Source organism: Paenibacillus sp. P46E (assembly GCF_001909095.1).
Taxonomy (GTDB): domain Bacteria; phylum Bacillota; class Bacilli; order Paenibacillales; family Paenibacillaceae; genus Paenibacillus_AQ; species Paenibacillus_AQ helianthi.
Map to the genome: position 1 here is coordinate 1 of NZ_LVYZ01000028.1, position 16893 is coordinate 16893.

Annotated in this window: 9 protein-coding genes and 2 pseudogenes; 10 read left to right on the forward strand and 1 reads right to left on the reverse strand. The window is 51.6% G+C overall.

All coding sequences use genetic code 11. The features are described 5' to 3' along the window. Window positions 1-458: 458 nt before the first annotated feature. Window positions 459-1349 (reverse strand): AraC family transcriptional regulator, encoded by an 891-nt coding sequence (locus A3849_RS06515; protein WP_074110671.1) that lies wholly within the window; start codon window positions 1347-1349, stop codon window positions 459-461. 211 nt (window positions 1350-1560) lie between these two features. Here A3849_RS06515 and A3849_RS06520 point away from each other — a divergent pair, with 211 nt between their 5' ends. From A3849_RS06520 to A3849_RS06555, 10 genes and pseudogenes are all read left to right on the forward strand, one after another. Next, the gene (locus A3849_RS06520) at window positions 1561-2919 is read left to right on the forward strand and encodes an ABC transporter substrate-binding protein (protein WP_074110672.1); all 1359 of its coding nucleotides are present in this window, start codon (window positions 1561-1563) and stop codon (window positions 2917-2919) included. A gap of 113 nt (window positions 2920-3032) precedes the next feature. Next, on the forward strand, window positions 3033-3959 hold the full coding sequence (locus A3849_RS06525) for a carbohydrate ABC transporter permease (protein WP_074110673.1): 927 nt from the start codon (window positions 3033-3035) through the stop codon (window positions 3957-3959). 3 nt (window positions 3960-3962) lie between these two features. Beyond that, window positions 3963-4820: a carbohydrate ABC transporter permease gene (locus A3849_RS06530; RefSeq protein WP_074110674.1), complete on the forward strand. Its 858-nt coding sequence runs from the start codon at window positions 3963-3965 to the stop codon at window positions 4818-4820. A 51-nt stretch (window positions 4821-4871) separates the two neighbouring features. Then, complete coding sequence (locus A3849_RS06535; RefSeq protein WP_074110675.1) at window positions 4872-6833, forward strand: glycoside hydrolase family 127 protein; 1962 nt, start codon at window positions 4872-4874, stop codon at window positions 6831-6833. Window positions 6834-6969: 136 nt separating this feature from the next. After that, window positions 6970-10779 (forward strand): annotated as a pseudogene (locus tag A3849_RS33495) (DUF5695 domain-containing protein); the annotation flags it as partial. A gap of 213 nt (window positions 10780-10992) precedes the next feature. Further along, a pseudogene (locus tag A3849_RS33500) lies at window positions 10993-13143 on the forward strand (Ig-like domain-containing protein); the annotation flags it as partial. 6 nt (window positions 13144-13149) lie between these two features. Beyond that, window positions 13150-13389, forward strand: a complete 240-nt coding sequence (locus A3849_RS33935; RefSeq protein ID WP_372237750.1) for an S-layer homology domain-containing protein — start codon at window positions 13150-13152, stop codon at window positions 13387-13389. A 287-nt stretch (window positions 13390-13676) separates the two neighbouring features. Then, window positions 13677-15104 (forward strand): ABC transporter substrate-binding protein, encoded by a 1428-nt coding sequence (locus A3849_RS06545; protein WP_074110677.1) that lies wholly within the window; start codon window positions 13677-13679, stop codon window positions 15102-15104. Next, window positions 15052-16053: a carbohydrate ABC transporter permease gene (locus tag A3849_RS06550; RefSeq protein ID WP_256700675.1), complete on the forward strand. Its 1002-nt coding sequence runs from the start codon at window positions 15052-15054 to the stop codon at window positions 16051-16053. Before A3849_RS06545 ends, A3849_RS06550 begins: the two co-directional genes overlap by 53 nt. Continuing rightward, entirely contained in the window at window positions 16050-16883 is an 834-nt protein-coding gene (locus A3849_RS06555; protein WP_074110678.1) for a carbohydrate ABC transporter permease, read from the forward strand. Before A3849_RS06550 ends, A3849_RS06555 begins: the two co-directional genes overlap by 4 nt. The last annotated feature ends 10 nt before the right edge of the window (window positions 16884-16893 follow it).

Genomic DNA, 16893 nt, shown 5'->3' on the forward strand with positions numbered 1-16893 from the left:
GTCCCAAAGATAATATAATGTTAAATTGGAAAACCTAGTGCATGCTGTCCCGGTACTGATCTGCGTTCGTCATATAATCCTTGCCACCAAACCTGCACTGGCTATTCTCCTGAAAGAATTGCAGACATTTCTTACCGCCGGAGTGGAGGATTTATTTGGCCAATATAACATTTAAAATTTTTATTATAGCTCCGCTTCGTAAGTAACTAGGCAGGACTAATCGGGGCCAGATTCAGGATTTTCAATAATCTCTGCAATTTCCATCATATCTTGAAGGCACAGGGCCAAAAATCAAGAAAAAGAGCAGGTTATCAAAAAGATAGCCCGCTCTTTTTTTGCACGAAAAAATAGAACTTGATAAGCAGATGGAAATTCTTTTGAAAATAATCATACGAATATTCCTCCTAAAGCAAAGCAATTCATCGCCTGGTTTCCCTTTTTATTCCCTATTTGCTTGCCTAGCGCTTCTGAATGAATTTGCTGCGGAAGCCGGAGGGAGATAGCCCCTCCTTCTTGGAGAAACATGAGGAGAAATGGGAAACGTGATGGAATCCGACCTCCTCGGCGATCCGGGTAACGGACCAGGAGGTCTGAAGAAGAAGGCGCTTGGACTGTTCCACGCGGTAATTCTGCAGATAAGCCATAGGGGTCATACCATAGGTTTTGAGCATGCTTTTGGCCAAATAATTCGGATGATAGTTGAGTTCCTTCTGCAGCATGGGGTTGTTGATGTCCCGGGTATAGTTATGGCGGATGAACAATTCCACCTTTTCGGCAAGCTGAATGGCGGTAGCATCGGAAGGGGAGGCCAGGTCACGGTCCAGGTGCTGGAGGAAGGATTGGAAGGAAGCCTGGCGTTTCCAGTTGCGCAGGGATTGCGGCTCATGCTCCTGTTCAAAAAACAGGTCCAGCACCTCCATCGCCTTCCTGGAGATTTTCATATGCTTGGGAATATAAATCGAGCAGACATCGGCATGATTGAGGTAGGCTTTTTGCTTGTGGCTCTCGATCAGAGTGACCTGAGATTCCAGACATTCGTCCATACTCATACATTCCTTCCAGCTGCCAAAGGTCTGAAAATGAATCCAGATGATCTTCGTATCCTCGGTGCAGGGTGCAGAGCCGTAATGATGGCCGTCCGGACGGAGAATAAGGATTTCACCTTCACGCAGCTTCCATTCCTTGCCATCCTCACCGACGGGGAGGATTCCCTTCAGCACAACAATCAGATCAAATACGCCGATACAGTTGCGGTTGATGTGAACATCCCCTGCGGCATAGGTGGCATGTCCGCAATCGACGAAGTAGGGAATAGGCGGAGAGATAAAATGGAGAATAGGCGAGTTCATTTTATTTTTCCTCCAAGCAGGTTGAAATGATTAAAAATAAGGTTGGAATCCTGCGTTTTTTTTCATGATACAACATGTATTATTATAAATAAAGCGCTTTCTAAAAAGTTGAATAGCTAAAAGTTGAAGTTGTTTTTCTGACAGATGAAATGCAAAATACCGGCTTATTCCCGTAAAGGGCTAAGTATATATCATTCAAGGAGGAAGCTGAATGAAAAAAGCATTTCTGTGCACGACGGTATTATTGTTGATTCTGGTAATGGGGCTCAGCGGCTGCGGTGGTAACGGGAATAAAGAGACATCCCCTACGAACCAGCCGGCAGCAAGCAACAACGGCAGTAAGGCAACTGAAGGCAGTGAAACCGCAAAACCCGCCGCTGAGGCGCAAAAGGTGGTGTTCTGGACCTTTGTTGACGCCCATCAGAAGTTCTATGAGAGCATGGCGGCAAGCTGGAACGAAAGCCACCCCGATAAGGCCATTGCGCTGGAAGCGACCACCATACCTTATGACGATATGCACACCAAGCTGCTGGTAGCCCTGCAATCGGGCGTAGGCGCACCGGATCTGGTCGATATCGAGCAGAGCAAGTTTCCGAACTTTATGAAGGGAACGCCGCAGCTGGTATCCCTGAACGACATTGTGGAGCCGGAGCTTGGCAACATTGTGAAGTCCAGAGTGGAAATCTACAGCAAAGACAAAACGTACTATGGTATTGATTACCATGTGGGTGCGACCGTCATGTATTACAACAAGGAAATGCTTGACCAGGCAGGAATCAATCCTGACACCATCAAGACCTGGGCTGACTTTGAGACGGCAGGCAAACAGATGCTGGATAAAACAGGCAAGCCGATGATCACATTTGAAGGCAACGGCAACTGGTCCTGGTGGCCGGCGATCAGCCAGCAGGGTTCGGATCAGGTGGATGAGAACGGCAATGTTACTGTGGATACACCGGTCAATGTGAAAACGATGGAATTCTTCCAGAAGATGGTGAAGGAAGGTGTCGCTGCTGTCGCTCCTGGCGCCGGCCATGACACAGAAGAATATTTCGGCTATATGGATTCGGGCAGTGCGGCTTCGGTCTTCATGCCATTCTGGTTCATGAACCGCTTCACCGACCATATCCCCGATCTCAAGGGAAAAGTCATCATCCGTCCGATGCCGGCTTGGAAAGAAGGCGGCAACCGCTCCGCAGGGATGGGCGGGACCGCAACCTCGATTACCAACCAGGCGAAAAATCCTGATCTGATCAAGGAATTCCTGGCTTACGCCAAGCTGTCCAAGGAAGGCAACCTGCAGATTTGGAAGCAGCTGGGCTTCGACCCGATCCGCACGGATGTCTGGAGTGATCCGGCCATGAAGGAATCGAACAAATTCACCGATTATTTCGGTACCGATATCTTTGATACGCTGCTCAGCGTCAAGGATGAAATTGCTCCGGTCCATATCCGCGAGAAATCGCCTGAGGTATTCGATGCCATCCGCAACAAAGCGATGCCGCAAATCTTCATTGACATGAAGGACCCGGCCAAGGTCCTGAAGGAAGTGCAGGACAGCCTGAAATAAGATTTTCCCATATATGAAAGCGCACACAAGCTGCGAAGGGGAATAGAACATTCCCCTTCGCAGCCATACATTGTCCGGAAATATTCACTGCAGAAAAGAGTGGAGGTTTGGTTATGCAGATAGAAAGAGAGTTGACCAAAAACCCAAGAAGAAGGAGTTACCAGCTGGGGAATTCTCAAAAATTAGCACCCTATGTGTTCGTATTCCCGTTTCTGTTGTCATTCGCCGTCTTCTTTGCGTACCCGCTGATTAATGCGGGAATTATGAGCTTTCAGGAAGTGCTCCCGGGAGAGGTGTCGTTTACCGGACTTGATAACTACAGAGGACTCTGGAATGAGGATTTCGGAGCGGCACTCTACAACAGCAGCCGATACACAATCTGGACACTCCTGCTGCTGATACCGGTGCCCATGATTCTGGCTGTTCTGCTCAATTCGAAAAAGATGCCGTGGAGCAATTTTTTCAGATCTACCTTGTTTATTCCGGCGCTTACGTCAGTAGTCGTTGCAGGTGTGGTGTTCCGTCTCATTTTTGGTGAGCTTGACGGCGCGTTGATGAATACGATTCTGCATCTATTCGGGATATCCAGCCAGCGCTGGCTCTACAGCTCCAGTCTGGGAATGTTCGCCCTGCTTGTACTGGCCGGCTGGAGGTGGATCGGCATCAATATTCTATATTTCCTGTCTGCACTGCAGAGCATTCCCGCCGAGCTGTACGAAGCGGCTGAAATCGATGGGGCTGGCGCTTTCCGGAAATTAATCAGAATTACGATCCCCCTGCTGAAGCCGATCACGATTTATGTCGTGACGATCACTATATATGGTGGATATGCCATGTTCACCGAGAGCTATATGCTATGGGCAGGCAAGCCTTCGCCGCAAAACATTGGGCTGACCATTGTCGGATATATCTATCAACAGGGTTTTCAATATTTCAATCTTGGTTTTGGTTCGGCCATCGGGATCACCTTGCTGGGGATCACCTTATTGGTCAGCCTGGTTCAATTAACGCTCACCGGCATGTTTAAGAAGGAGGACTAGAGCATGCGGACTATAGAGAAATCCAAATTCAGCTTATCCTCTCTGCTGCTTGTGCTTTTATTTGTGATTCTGGCGGCCCTGATGTTATTTCCGTTATATGCCTTGTTCCTTGCTTCCCTGAAGCCTGCTACAGAATTGTTCCGCTACGGCCTGAATGTCCGGCTGGATTTCAATTTGATGAGTCTGGACAATTACAAAAGCATCTTTTCGGGGCAGGGGGCGGCCGGCAATTATTTTGGCTGGTATAAGAACAGTCTGCTTATCACCACGCTGTTCACCCTGCTGAGCCTGCTGTTCTCTTCAATGGTAGGCTACGGGCTGGGAATGTACCGTTTTCGCGGCCGGAATTTTATTTTTACCCTGGTGCTCGTGGTGATGATGATTCCCGTGGAGATTATTCTGTTGCCGCTCTACAAGCTAATGATTTCGCTGAAGCTGATCAACACCATCTGGGGGGTTATTCTGCCCTTTGTGGTCTCCCCGCTGCCCATCTTCTTCTTCCGCCAATTTGCACTTGGCCTACCCAAGGACTTCATGGATGCAGGCCGGATGGACGGATGCTCGGAGTACGGAATCTTCTTCAGAATCATGGTGCCGCTGATGGCCCCGGCGTTTGGGGCGATTACCATCCTGCAGGCCATGAACAGCTGGAATAACTTCCTGTGGCCGCTGATCGTGCTGCGGACGACCGAGCAATTCACATTGCCGATCGGGCTCGCTTCCTTTGTTTCTCCCTTGGGCAATAACTATGAAGCGCTGATCTCGGGAGCTGTCCTGGCCATTTTGCCTATTCTGGTTCTGTTCTTATTTTTCCAGCGCTTCTTCATGGAAGGATTAACGGTTGGCGGAGTCAAGGGGTAAGGCTGGCACGGGCAGGTGATCTGTAACAGAGATGAGAGGAGAGTTCCATTAATGAATGATAATACCACACCGGCTTCAGGCAAGGTTCAGATTCATGATCCGTTCTGGTCGGAATATATCCGTCTGGTCCGCGAGGTTATGGTTCCTTATCAGTGGGAGGCGCTGAATGACCGTGTTGAAGGGGCTGAGCCCAGCCATGCGATCCGTAATTTCAAGATTGTAGCGGGCCGGGAGGCAGGCGAGTTCTACGGAATGGTCTTTCAGGACAGTGATGTAGGCAAATGGCTGGAAGCGGTTGCGTACCTACTGGAGACTAAGCGGGATTCTGCACTTGAGGAGATTGCGGACGGCGTCATTGAGCTGCTGGCTGAAGCCCAGAGGGATGACGGCTATCTGAATACCTACTTTATGCTAAAAGAACCGGGCAAAGAGTGGACTAATCTGGCGGAATGCCACGAGCTCTATTGTGCTGGACATTTAATTGAAGCGGCAACAGCCTATTTCAGGGCCACCGGCAAAAGAAAGCTGCTCGATGCGGTGAGCCGTTATGCGGATTACATTGCAGCCGTATTCGGAGCGGAGCCCGGCAAGCTGCAAGGCTACGACGGCCATCAGGAGATTGAACTGGCGCTGGTGAAATTGTTCCAGGCCACAGGTGAAGAGAAGTATCTGGAGTTAAGCCGCTATTTCCTGGACCAGCGGGGACAGCAGCCCCATTACTTTGAACAGGAGTGGGAAAAACGCGGCCGGACCCTGCATTTCCCCCAGCTGTCCATGGTTCATGATCATCTGTACAGCCAATCGCATCTGCCTGTCAGAGAGCAGACCACTGCGGAGGGGCATTCGGTTCGCCTGGTCTATATGTGTACGGCGATGGCCGACATTGCCCTTGAGACCAAGGATGCCGGGCTGCTGGAAGCCTGCCGGAAGCTGTGGGACAACATTGTGAATAAACGGATGTACATTACGGGCGGCATCGGGTCCATGGAGCAGGGGGAATCCTTTACCGCGGACTATGATTTGCCGCCGGACCTGGCCTATGCCGAAACCTGTGCTTCCGTGGGGCTGATCTTTTTTGCCCGGCGCATGCTGGAGCTGGAGCACACCAGCAAATATGCGGATGTCATGGAGCGGGCGCTCTACAATACCGTAATCAGCGGAATGTCCCTGGATGGCACCAAGTTTTTCTATGTGAATCCGCTTGAGGTGTATCCGGAAGTACTGGGTAAGAACAAGAACTACAATCATGTAAAAGCTGTGCGCCAAGGCTGGTTTACCTGCGCCTGCTGTCCGCCGAATGTGGCCCGTCTGATCGCCTCGCTCGGAGACTACATTTATTCAACAGAAGGCGGTACCTTATACGTTGAACTCTACATCGGGGGCCGCACCGAAATGGTTGTGGGTGGCATCCCGGTAGTTGTCGAACAGTTCTCCAGCTATACTTCGGATGGCAAAGTCCGCTTGAGCGTTACTCCTGAACAAGCCAGTGAATTTACGATTGCGCTGCGGTTGCCGGATTGGTGCCATGAAGTCCAGGTATCGCTTAACGGCCAATCCCGGACGCATCATGCAGGAAATGCGGACGGATATATTCACCTGACCCGCAAGTGGGTATCCGGTGATACCCTTGAGCTGCAGTTTGCGATGCCGGTCACGCCGATGAAGGGTCATCCGCATATCCGCCAGACCTTCTCCAAAGTAGCCCTGCAGCGCGGTCCTTTCGTCTATTGCCTGGAGGAGGCCGATAACGGCACAAGACTGTATCAGCTGCGGCTGCCGCAGGGCAATGAATATTCACTTGCAGAGGAAGCTGGTTTCCCTGAGGGCATCCGGACGATTTCAGTTTCCGGTAGACGGATGCTGCCGGAAGCAGGCTGGGGAGAGGAGCTGTACAGCGGTGGGTCCCCCTTGAAGAGCCGGGAGGTACAGCTGAAGTTTATTCCGTATTTTGCCTGGGCCAATCGCGGGGAAGGGGAAATGTCCGTCTGGGTTGGGGAAGAACAGCAGTGCTGAATACAGCTGAATACGTATAACAACGATAATAACATACATCGAAGGAGATGATTCAAGCATGATATTCAAGACTTCTGATGCAAGACAGCCAAGATTAACACCGAATAGGATACTTACAGGAGCGGTCTTCTGGACGCTGGCGGTGCTATCCATTATTCTTCTTCCGTCGAAAGCCGGCGCGTATGAACTGACAAGCGACAAGCTGCTCATTGAAACCGGGAAATCCGGTGAAATTTCATCGCTGAAAATCAAAGGCGACGCCTTCCCGACCGAGTATGTGATGAACAAGACAGTAACACCCGAGCAGGATACGGCAGATCATCAGTGGCTCGGCGAGCTGCTCTTCACCTATCGGCTGGATGGAGGCGAATGGATCAAGGCATCTACCAATCAATCCGGGGATGCCCGGACCATAGACGAGGACGGAAGTAAGGTGACAGTCACCTACGAAAACTCTGCAAACGCCGGCGGAATACACGATTTCAAGCTGGTTGAAACCTATACCATGGAAGCAGATGGCTCACTCCAGTGGGATATTCATGTTGCCAACACCAGTGGTAAAAGTCTGGAGTTCGGGGATATCGGGCTCCCGCTTCCCTTCAATGAACAGTGGACATACGGGGATGCCATTTACGAGACCCGTGTGGTCACCCACTCTTTTGTCGGCGGCAGCGGTTCTTATATTACAGCAGGCAGACCCAGCGGGATTGGCTCCTATCTAATGCTGATGCCGGATGCCGCTACCGGTGCGGGCTTTGAGTATCAGGACCGCTGGCGCAATGAAGAGCATCCGGGCAGCAAGTGGGCCTGGAACCCCGAGAATGAAGGCAAATGGATCGAGGGCTTGAATGTCTTTTATATTCATTCCAATGTGATCAAATCCACCAACCGGGGTTATCTGCCACATACCAGCCTGGTGCTGGCTGCCGGGGAGAGCAAAACCTACGGCTTTCAACTGCTTGCTGTAGCGAATGAGCAGGAAGCCAAGGACAAGCTGGTTGAGGAAGGGCTGATTGATGTAACCGTTGTCCCGGGCATGATTGTGCCGATGAACCAGAAGGCCAAGTTCGATTTGCGCACCAAAGCTGACATTCACAGCGTGAAGCTGGATGACGGGACCGATGTTCCCCTGCTTGAGCAGAAGAGCGGAGATCATCACATTTATGAATTCAGTCTGGGCAAGCTGGGGCCGCAGCATGTTACGGTCCAATATGGAAGCGGTCTCACAACCGTGCTGCAATTTTACGGCATTGATGCGGTCGACCGGGCGCTGGAGGACCATGCGAACTTTATGGTTGAACAAACCCAGTGGAATCTTCCCGGCGACATACGCGACAAAGTCTTTGACGACTGGATGATGAACACGAAGTCCAAACGGAATAACTTCAGCGGCTACTGGGGCTGGGGAGATGATTGGGGATTGACGCATGGACAGTTCTTAGCTGAAAAAAATGCCCTGAGTCCTGTAGCTTCGGAAATCACGGCATTGGATGACTACCTGGAAACGGCCATCTGGAACCAATTGATGAATGGCCATCATGAGGATTATCTGATTCATGACTTCCTGATGGAGGAGCCGAATACAACACCTACCTATCGTGGTTACGCCTATCCTCATATCTATAATACCTATTTCAGCATGTACAAAATTGCCGCCAATTACCCGGAGCTGGTTGCCTATAAGCATCCCAAGGAGACCTATTTGCTGCGGGCTTATAATATTCTGAAGGCGCTGTATGAAGGCCCCGTTTCCTACAACTGGGAGACCGGACTTATGGGAGAGCTGACCACACCGGATATCATTCAAGCACTTGAAGATGAAGGCTACGTGGACGAAGCCAATGATGTCCGGGCCAAGATGCTCCGCAAATATAATAATTTCAAAAACAATAAGTACCCTTACGGTTCGGAATACAGCTATGACAACACGGGGGAGGAAGCGGTATACACCCTGGCAAAGATGCAAACGGACAATGACCTGGAACAGGCCAAAGCGCTGGAGATGATGGGTAAAATCAATGCCAAGACGCGGACCTCGCGTGGACAGATGCCTGTCTGGTACTACTACGCCGATCCGGTAACCATTACAGGAGAAAGCTGGTGGAACTTCCAGTACAGCGTGTCGCTGGCCGGATATGCGATGGATGACTGGATCCGCTATCATTCCACAGCCAACCGGGAAGAGGAGCAGCGGTTGTCTTATGCGGCCAAGCTGGCTAATCTCAGTGCCATCAACTCCGGGCAGATCAGCGATGATCCGGAGAATTACGGAGCTGCAGCCTGGACCTACCAGGCCGAGAAAGGCAATAACGGCACCAATGGAACCGGTGGCGGCCGGAATGTTCCGCTGCTGAACGGATGGAAAGGTATGACCGGGGAAGCGGATCTGGGGCTGTTCGGTACGCTGCAGATTCTCAGTGCGGACATTGCCGTCGATCCGATCTTCGGGGTAACAGGCTACGGGGCGGATGTTACGGTGACGAATTCCGTCTATTACGATATCACGCCTACAGACGGTCTCTTCAAACGGATCAATCTGATTACCGAAAAGCTCTATACCGAGCTGGATAAAGATCAGTTTACCGAAGCGAGACTGTCTGCCAATAAGGACTATGCCAAGTTCAGCCTGCGTAATTTGACGCCTGGCTATGCACATGAAACGACGCTTACCCTGAACGGTCTGGTAAAAGGAGCCTATCTTATCACCATCGATGGTGAGCCTGCGGGCAAGCTGAATGCGTTCGGGGATGAAGCAAAGCTGACGATTGAAGCCGGACCGGCAGTTGCTTATACGGTAGAGCTGAGTGCCACAGAGCCGGATGACAATCAGGTCCCATCGGTTGATGCGGGAGCAGATTTCACCTACACGCTGCAAGTGGACGATGCCATGCTTCGCGGCACAGCCCAAGACGATGGTCTCCCGCAGGGAACGCTGACCCCGGTATGGTCCCTGGTGTCCGGACCGGAAGACGGTCAGGTTGTATTTGGCAATCATGCGGCGCTATTCACTTCATTCACGGCAACGAAGCCGGGAACTTATGTGTTCAAGCTGACTGTAAACGATTCGGAGCTTGAGGGCAGTGATACGGTTACGGTGACAGCCTTGGCACCGCCGTCGCTGCCGGAGCTGCTTGTGCATTATAACTTCGATGAAACATCCGGTACAGTGGCAGCCGATGATTCCGGAAGCGGTAAGGACGGCAGTGTGCTGGGAGCCGCCTCCTGGCTTCCGGGCAGAATCAATCATGCGCTTGAGCTGAGCGGCCAGGATGCCTATGTGAAAATGCCCGAAGGCCTGCTGAGCCGTGCGGATGCGGTTACCGTGTCAGCCTGGGTGAAGATGGACAGCGTTGGAACCTATTCGCGGATCTTCGATTTTGGCACCGGAACAAGCACCTATATGTTCCTGTCACCCAAAGCCGGCTCCATTACCCGGTTCGGTATTTCTACCGGCGGGAATGCCCCGGGTCAAGAGCAGACCATTGACGGTCCTGCTCTTCCTGCTGGCGAATGGAAGCATGTAGCCGTGACATTGTCCGGCTCTCTGGGGATCTTATATATCGACGGTGTGGAGGCGGGCAGAAATGACCATATGACGCTCAAACCTTCAGATCTCGGTAAAACCAAAAACAACTATATCGGCAAATCGCAATTTGCCGACCCGTATTTGGATGGTTTGGTCGACGACTTCCGGATCTACAGCAGAGCGCTGAGTCCGGACGAAATCACTGCGCTGCTTGCCCCGGCAGGCCACATTATCTCGGTAGAGGATGTTGTGCTTACAACACCGGCCAAGCAGGCGCCGAAGCTTCCGTCAACGGTAACCGCCAGCCTGGAGGATGGAAGCCAGTCTGTAGTTTCCGTACAGTGGGGGACGGTAACCCCTGCACTGTATGACAAGGAGGGTTCTACATTTACCGCAAACGGAACCGTTATCGGAACACAGACGGCGGTTCAGGCTAAGGTAACCGTAACTAAGCGGGTAATCACCCCTTTTCCTGAGCTTGTGCTGCGCTATAACTTCGACGAAGGTCAGGGTACTGCCATTGCTGATGCCTCGGGGAACGGACATGAAGGATCGGTTCTTGGCAGTCTCCATTGGGAAGCTCAGGGGCATAAGAATGGAGCGTTGACCTTCAGTGGAGCGGGCGGGAATTATATCTCTGCCGGCACCGATCCTGCCCTTCAGCCAGGCAGTATGACGCTGTCCTATTGGGTCAAACGCACCGGCGCCATGAATGACAAGGAGAATGTGCTGCTGTGGTTCAAGCCTGAGGGCAACTACGCGGGTAACGGATTTTTTATCACCTATAACGGCAACTCCAGTATTGTGTACGTAGATGGAGCAAACGGCTTCTATGTGAAACAGTCGCCTGAGGCGTTTTTGCCGCTGAATGAATGGACCCATGTGGTCTTCACGTTCGATGCGGTGACTAAGACCGGAATCATCTACAGAAACGGCGTGGCCCAGCAGGTGGACACCGATGGTTCGCCGGGCTCCATTACAGCTACTAACGATGTGAAGCGAATCGGTGTCTCCGGTTATGGCAACGGGGCACAGCTGAATGCCGGGCTTGATGATTTCCGCATTTACAGCGGGGCAATGGACGCTTCACAGGTAAAAGCATTGTATGAAGACAAGGACATTCAAAGTGTGGAACCGGTCAGCGTAACGACGTCGGCAACCGTTGCACCTGTCTTGCCGGACACGGTTCAAGTGAAATATGAGAACGGAAGTGAAGGGACTGCTGAGGTCAGCTGGAACAGTGTGCCGGAAGAGGACTACGCACGGCCTGGAGAGTTTGTGGTTTCAGGACAAGTGGAAGGCACTACTTGGCCTGCAGCAGCCACAGTAACCGTAACTGAAGCTGTGAAACGAACGATTGTGGAGCTGAAGGAGGTACACATTACCACAACTGTAAGGGTCGCTCCGGTGCTGCCAACGGTAGTACAGGCAACGTACTCCGATCATACGATTGGTGAAACCTCCGTCATCTGGCAGGGCATTGACCCTGTATCGTATGCGGTGCCGGGAGTCTTCACCGTGACTGGAACCGCTGGCGGAACAGATCAGCACGCCGTGGCCAAGGTGTCCGTGCTTGATTCAGAGGCCCCTGTCATTGCGAGCCTTCAGGACGTGGAGGTCGTGACAACAGCAGGGAATGCACCGCTGCTGCCGTCGGTAGTTACAGCAGTATACAGCGATTCAACTTCCCGGACGGTTCCCGTAGTCTGGCAGACTATCGCCCCGCAGCAGTATGCCCGTGCCGGAAGCTTCACAGTGAGCGGTGCAGTGGAAGGTACGGATTTGGCAGCCAGAGCGAAGGTTACCGTGACAGGTCCGACGGTCACACCGACACCGACACCAACGCCGGTACCAACACCAACACCGACACCAACGCCGGTACCAACGCCAGCACCGGCATCGTCAGCAGCTCCGGCTGCCGGATTGAAGGTGGTTGGTGAAGAAGCATTCGCTTCTGGGCCGGTGGCTGATGCTGTGGAGATCACGCTGGGTCCAGGACAGACCCAGGCTTCACTGCCTGTTCATGCCGGAGCACTGCTGGGCACCAGAGCCTTGGTGATCCGGGATGGCGAAGCCTCTATTCAGATTCCGGCGTCTGTTCTGACAGAGCTTGGAACGAAGCTGGCAGAGGATAAACGCAGCGGAGCAGCAATTATGATCACGCTTGCGCCTGTTCCAAATGGAGCAGTCCCGTCCGGGAATGGAAGCGGCATCTACCGTCAAGAAGGGACGGCTTATGAATTCGGGCTGGTGCTGCGCACAGCGGACGGATCGGAAATCACACTGTCTGCCTTTTCCCAAGGGGTCCGTGCCATGCTTCCCTATGCAGCTTCGGCTGTAAATGAAGAATGGCTTGGGGTGTACCTGAAGAACGGAGACACCTCACAGTGGAGCTATGTGGGAGGGACAGCAGACAAGGCCAGCAAGAAGCTGGTCCTGATGCTGGATCATTTCAGCACCTACGCCGTGTTGTCTTATGACGCCACATTCATAGATGTTGCCCCTGACCACTGGGTGTATACAGCACTGAAATCGCTCAGTGCCAAACATGTGGTTACGGGGCTTACGGACAGCCGCTTTGCTCCAGCCCAAACGACAACAAGGGCTGAGTTTACTGCAATGCTGGTCAGAGCACTTCAACTGAAGGACACGGGTGAAGAGCTTCCGTTCCGGGATGTGCAACCCGGAAGCTGGTACACCAAATCCGTGGCAGCAGCTTATGATGCCGGGCTGATTCAAGGGGTATCAGCAACCGCCTTTGCACCGGATGCCGAGATAACCCGTGAGCAAATGGCAGTGCTTCTCATTAAGGCTTACGAATACAAGGCGGGTCAAGCGGCTTCACGCGGCGGATTACAAAGTCTGACGGACAGTTCCCTAATCTCGGTCTGGGCGAAATCACAAGTGGATCAGGCAGTGGCTCACGGCATTATGCAAGGGGTAGGAGACGGGCGGTTCGACCCGCAAGGACTCGTGTCCCGGGCGCAGAGCACCCAGGCCATGTATAATTTTTTACGTGCTATGAACTAAATAAGATGAATTTAAAATACTCATAAAAAGTTCAACTAATAAACACAGGTTAATTTCACAGAGCAAAGAAGGTGCACTTGGGTCCAGGGTCCAGGCACCTTCTTTTTTTCTACTCAACATCCGAAAATAATCCACCATTATTAAAAATTTGGAATTTCATAATGTAAGCGTATTCCCTATGATAAGAACAGAAATCCAATCAACACATTTTAGCATTTGCTTCCGAAGCGTGTTTTGCGAAGTGATTCAAGGAAGCGCATGCTACACAACTTTTAGGGAGGGTTATGATGGAGCGCAATGGAAGAGGTCGTGGAAAAGTATTATATGGGCTGCTGACCGTAATTTTGCTGCTGGCCACCCTGCTGGCGGGATGTTCAAACGCTGGAGGCAAGAATGAAAGCGATAAGGGAAACGCAGCGAAGGGTCAAGGAAACGCAGAGCAGTCAGGGAAACCCGTAACGCTGAAATTCACCTTCTGGGGCAGTCCGCAGGAGAAGGCAGCTATTGAGAAGGCAACCCAGGCCTTCACAGATAAATATCCGAATATCAAAGTGAATGCCATTCATATCCCGGAAGCGGATTATGATGCCAAGATTACGGCTATGGTAGCCGGGAATGAAGCGCCGGATCTGGGCTATATGCATGGCGAGCTGGCAGACCCCTGGCAAAAGGACGGCAAGTTCGTCAATATGTTTGAACTGCTGGATGCGGATAAGGACCTGAAGCGCAGCGACTTTTTGGACTATATCTGGTTCAAGTCATCCAAGGATTTCGCATACGGAATCAGTACAGCCGGAGAAACCTTCGGGCTGTTCTACAACAAGGATCTATTTGATGAAGCCAAGGTGGATTATCCTCCTGCCAAGCCGGAAATGGCCTGGAGCTGGGATGAATTCGTAAAAGTCGCCCAGCAATTAACCCTCGACAAAAACGGTAAAAATGCCGCCGATCCCGGATTTGATAAGGATAATATCAAGCAGTTTGGCGTCTCTTTTGAAACTTGGCATGGACCTGTGCATGCGGCAGTGATTAACAATGAAGGAGAATGGGTGACCAAAGACGGCAAATTCGGGTTCAGCCAGCCGGAAGCGGCGGAAGCAATCCAGCGCCTGGCGGATTTAATTAACGTGTATCATGTGGCACCCTCTCCGGTGCAGATGAAGTCGATTCCTTCCCAGGCGGTTGCCCTGCAATCGAAGCTGGCAGCGATGTCGATGCACGGCCAATGGATCAACCTGGATCTCGGTGCCGCCAAAGTCAATTATGATATCGGTGTGCTTCCGAAGATGAAACGCAGCGTTCCGATGGGAATCAGCGGAGCTTCTGTCATCTATACATCCAGCAAGCATCAGGAAGAAGCCTGGCTGCTGACGAAATTTCTGGAGAATCCGGAAGGTGCCATAGACCTCTACAAAGGCGGATTGTGGATGCCTACGATGACCAAATGGTATACCGATCCCGGGCTGGTAGCCAAGTGGGCGGAGAACAATCCGGCTCATCCCTCCGGCTTCAAGGATGCGATGATGAATAATCTGCTGAACAACGGGGTGCCGAACGGGTCGTATTATATTAAAAATTTCTCCAAAGTGAATGCGATTACCTTCTCCGGTATGGATGAGGTATGGCTCGGCAAGAAAACCGCCCTGGAGGCGATGAAGGAGGTTGAGGCAAAGATTCAGCCGGAAATCAGAGGACGTTATGATGTCTCCCCTTGAGGATGCTGTGAATGGGGTACAGACCCTGAAGCCGGTCCGGCATTCAAGCAAAAGACACCAGGCTGCCAAGGAGCTGCGTTACGGACTTTTGTTTGCTTCGCCGGTACTGGCGGGATACCTGCTGTTCGTGCTTGTTCCAATTGCTGCAAGCATATATCTGAGTTTTACCAACTATAGTGTAGGTATGGTACCGGAGTGGATTGGCATTGCCAATTACAAGACCCTTTTCACAGGTGCCGACCCTTTCTTTTATCCGGCGGTCAAAGCCACCTTCTATTATGTTTTTGTCAGTGTGCCTCTGGGCATTATCATTTCCTTTTTTGCTGCGGTATTGCTGAATCAGAAAATTGCAGGCAGAGCTTTTTTTCGCGGAATATTCTATTTGCCGGTCATCATTCCGTTAGCCGCTTCTTCCATGGTATGGATGTGGCTGCTGCAGCCGGATTTTGGCATTGTGAACGCCATGCTGGAGCAGCTTCATCTGCCTACTTCGCAATGGCTGGGGGATACAGGGTCGGTAGTTCCGACCTTGATCCTCTTCAGCTTTTGGACACTGGGCAATACCATCGTAATTTTTCTGGCCGGACTGCAGGGCATCCCCTCCCAGCTGTATGAAGCGATTGAGATCGACGGGGGGAATAGGCTCCATAAGCTGTTCTATATTACCATCCCCATGACCTCGTCCATCATCTTTTTTAACACGGTTATTGCCTTTATTAACGGGTTTCAGGCGTTTGTCCAGCCTTCGGTAATGACACAGGGCGGACCGAGCAACAAGAGCCTTTTTTATGTACTGTACCTGTTCAATGAAGGATTCAAGTCCTCCCGGATGGGTAGTGCCAGTGCGATTTCTGTGCTGCTGTTTCTGGTGATCGCCCTGTTCACCGCTTTGATTTTCTTCTTCTCCAAATCGTTTGTGTATTACGAAGGGAAGGGGGAACAGCGTTGAAACAGCAATCGTGGATAAATCAAGCAATAGTATATCTGCTGCTTGGTATTGGAAGTTTGTTTTGCCTCTTTCCTATCTTTTGGATGGTCCGGACGTCACTGATTGATATGGGGGAGCTGTATCAGATTCCGCCGGGGTTTATTCCGAAGGCTTTCAAGTGGGATAATTTCCGTACGGCACTGGATGCATATCCGTTTGGCCGTTTCTTTCTGAACAGTGTCATTATTACTTCATTGGCGATCCTGGGGGTTCTGCTCTCCGCCTCGTTGTGTGCCTACAGCTTTTCGCGTATCGATTGGAAAGGGCGGGACCAGGTATTTGGGCTGATATTAACCGGACTTATGATTCCGTTCTTTGTAGTCATGATTCCGCAGTACGTATTCTGGAATGCCCTTCACTTGACGGACACTTTCGTTCCGCTGGTGGCACCTGCCTGGTTCGGCGGAGGGGTGTTCAATATTTTTCTGCTGCGGCAGTTCTTTCTGGGCATCCCGCGCGAGCTGGACGAGGCGGCCAAGGTGGATGGTGCGGGACATGTACGGATATATGCAGTGATTATCGTCCCGCTGGCCAAACAGGCGATGATTGTGATCGGCTTGCTGACTTTTTTGGCGAACTGGAATGATTACCTGGGACCGCTGGCGTTCATTACCTCCGAGAAAAATTATACGTTAATGCAGGGACTGACCTTATTTCAGGGTTCCTACTCTGCACAGTGGAATCTGATGATGGCTGCGACTACAGTCATTGTGATCCCTTCGCTGGTGATCTTTCTGATTGCACAGCGCCATTTCATTGAAGGGATTGCCATGACCGGAATCAAGGGCTGATAAGGGGGCA

Coding starts and splice junctions, on each gene's coding strand:
- A3849_RS06515 (WP_074110671.1), bottom strand. CDS start 1,349: ATGAACTCGCCTATTCTCCATTTTATCTCTCCGCCTATTCCCTACTTC.
- A3849_RS06520 (WP_074110672.1), top strand. CDS start 1,561: ATGAAAAAAGCATTTCTGTGCACGACGGTATTATTGTTGATTCTGGTA.
- A3849_RS06525 (WP_074110673.1), top strand. CDS start 3,033: ATGCAGATAGAAAGAGAGTTGACCAAAAACCCAAGAAGAAGGAGTTAC.
- A3849_RS06530 (WP_074110674.1), top strand. CDS start 3,963: ATGCGGACTATAGAGAAATCCAAATTCAGCTTATCCTCTCTGCTGCTT.
- A3849_RS06535 (WP_074110675.1), top strand. CDS start 4,872: ATGAATGATAATACCACACCGGCTTCAGGCAAGGTTCAGATTCATGAT.
- A3849_RS33935 (WP_372237750.1), top strand. CDS start 13,150: ATGGCAGTGCTTCTCATTAAGGCTTACGAATACAAGGCGGGTCAAGCG.
- A3849_RS06545 (WP_074110677.1), top strand. CDS start 13,677: ATGGAGCGCAATGGAAGAGGTCGTGGAAAAGTATTATATGGGCTGCTG.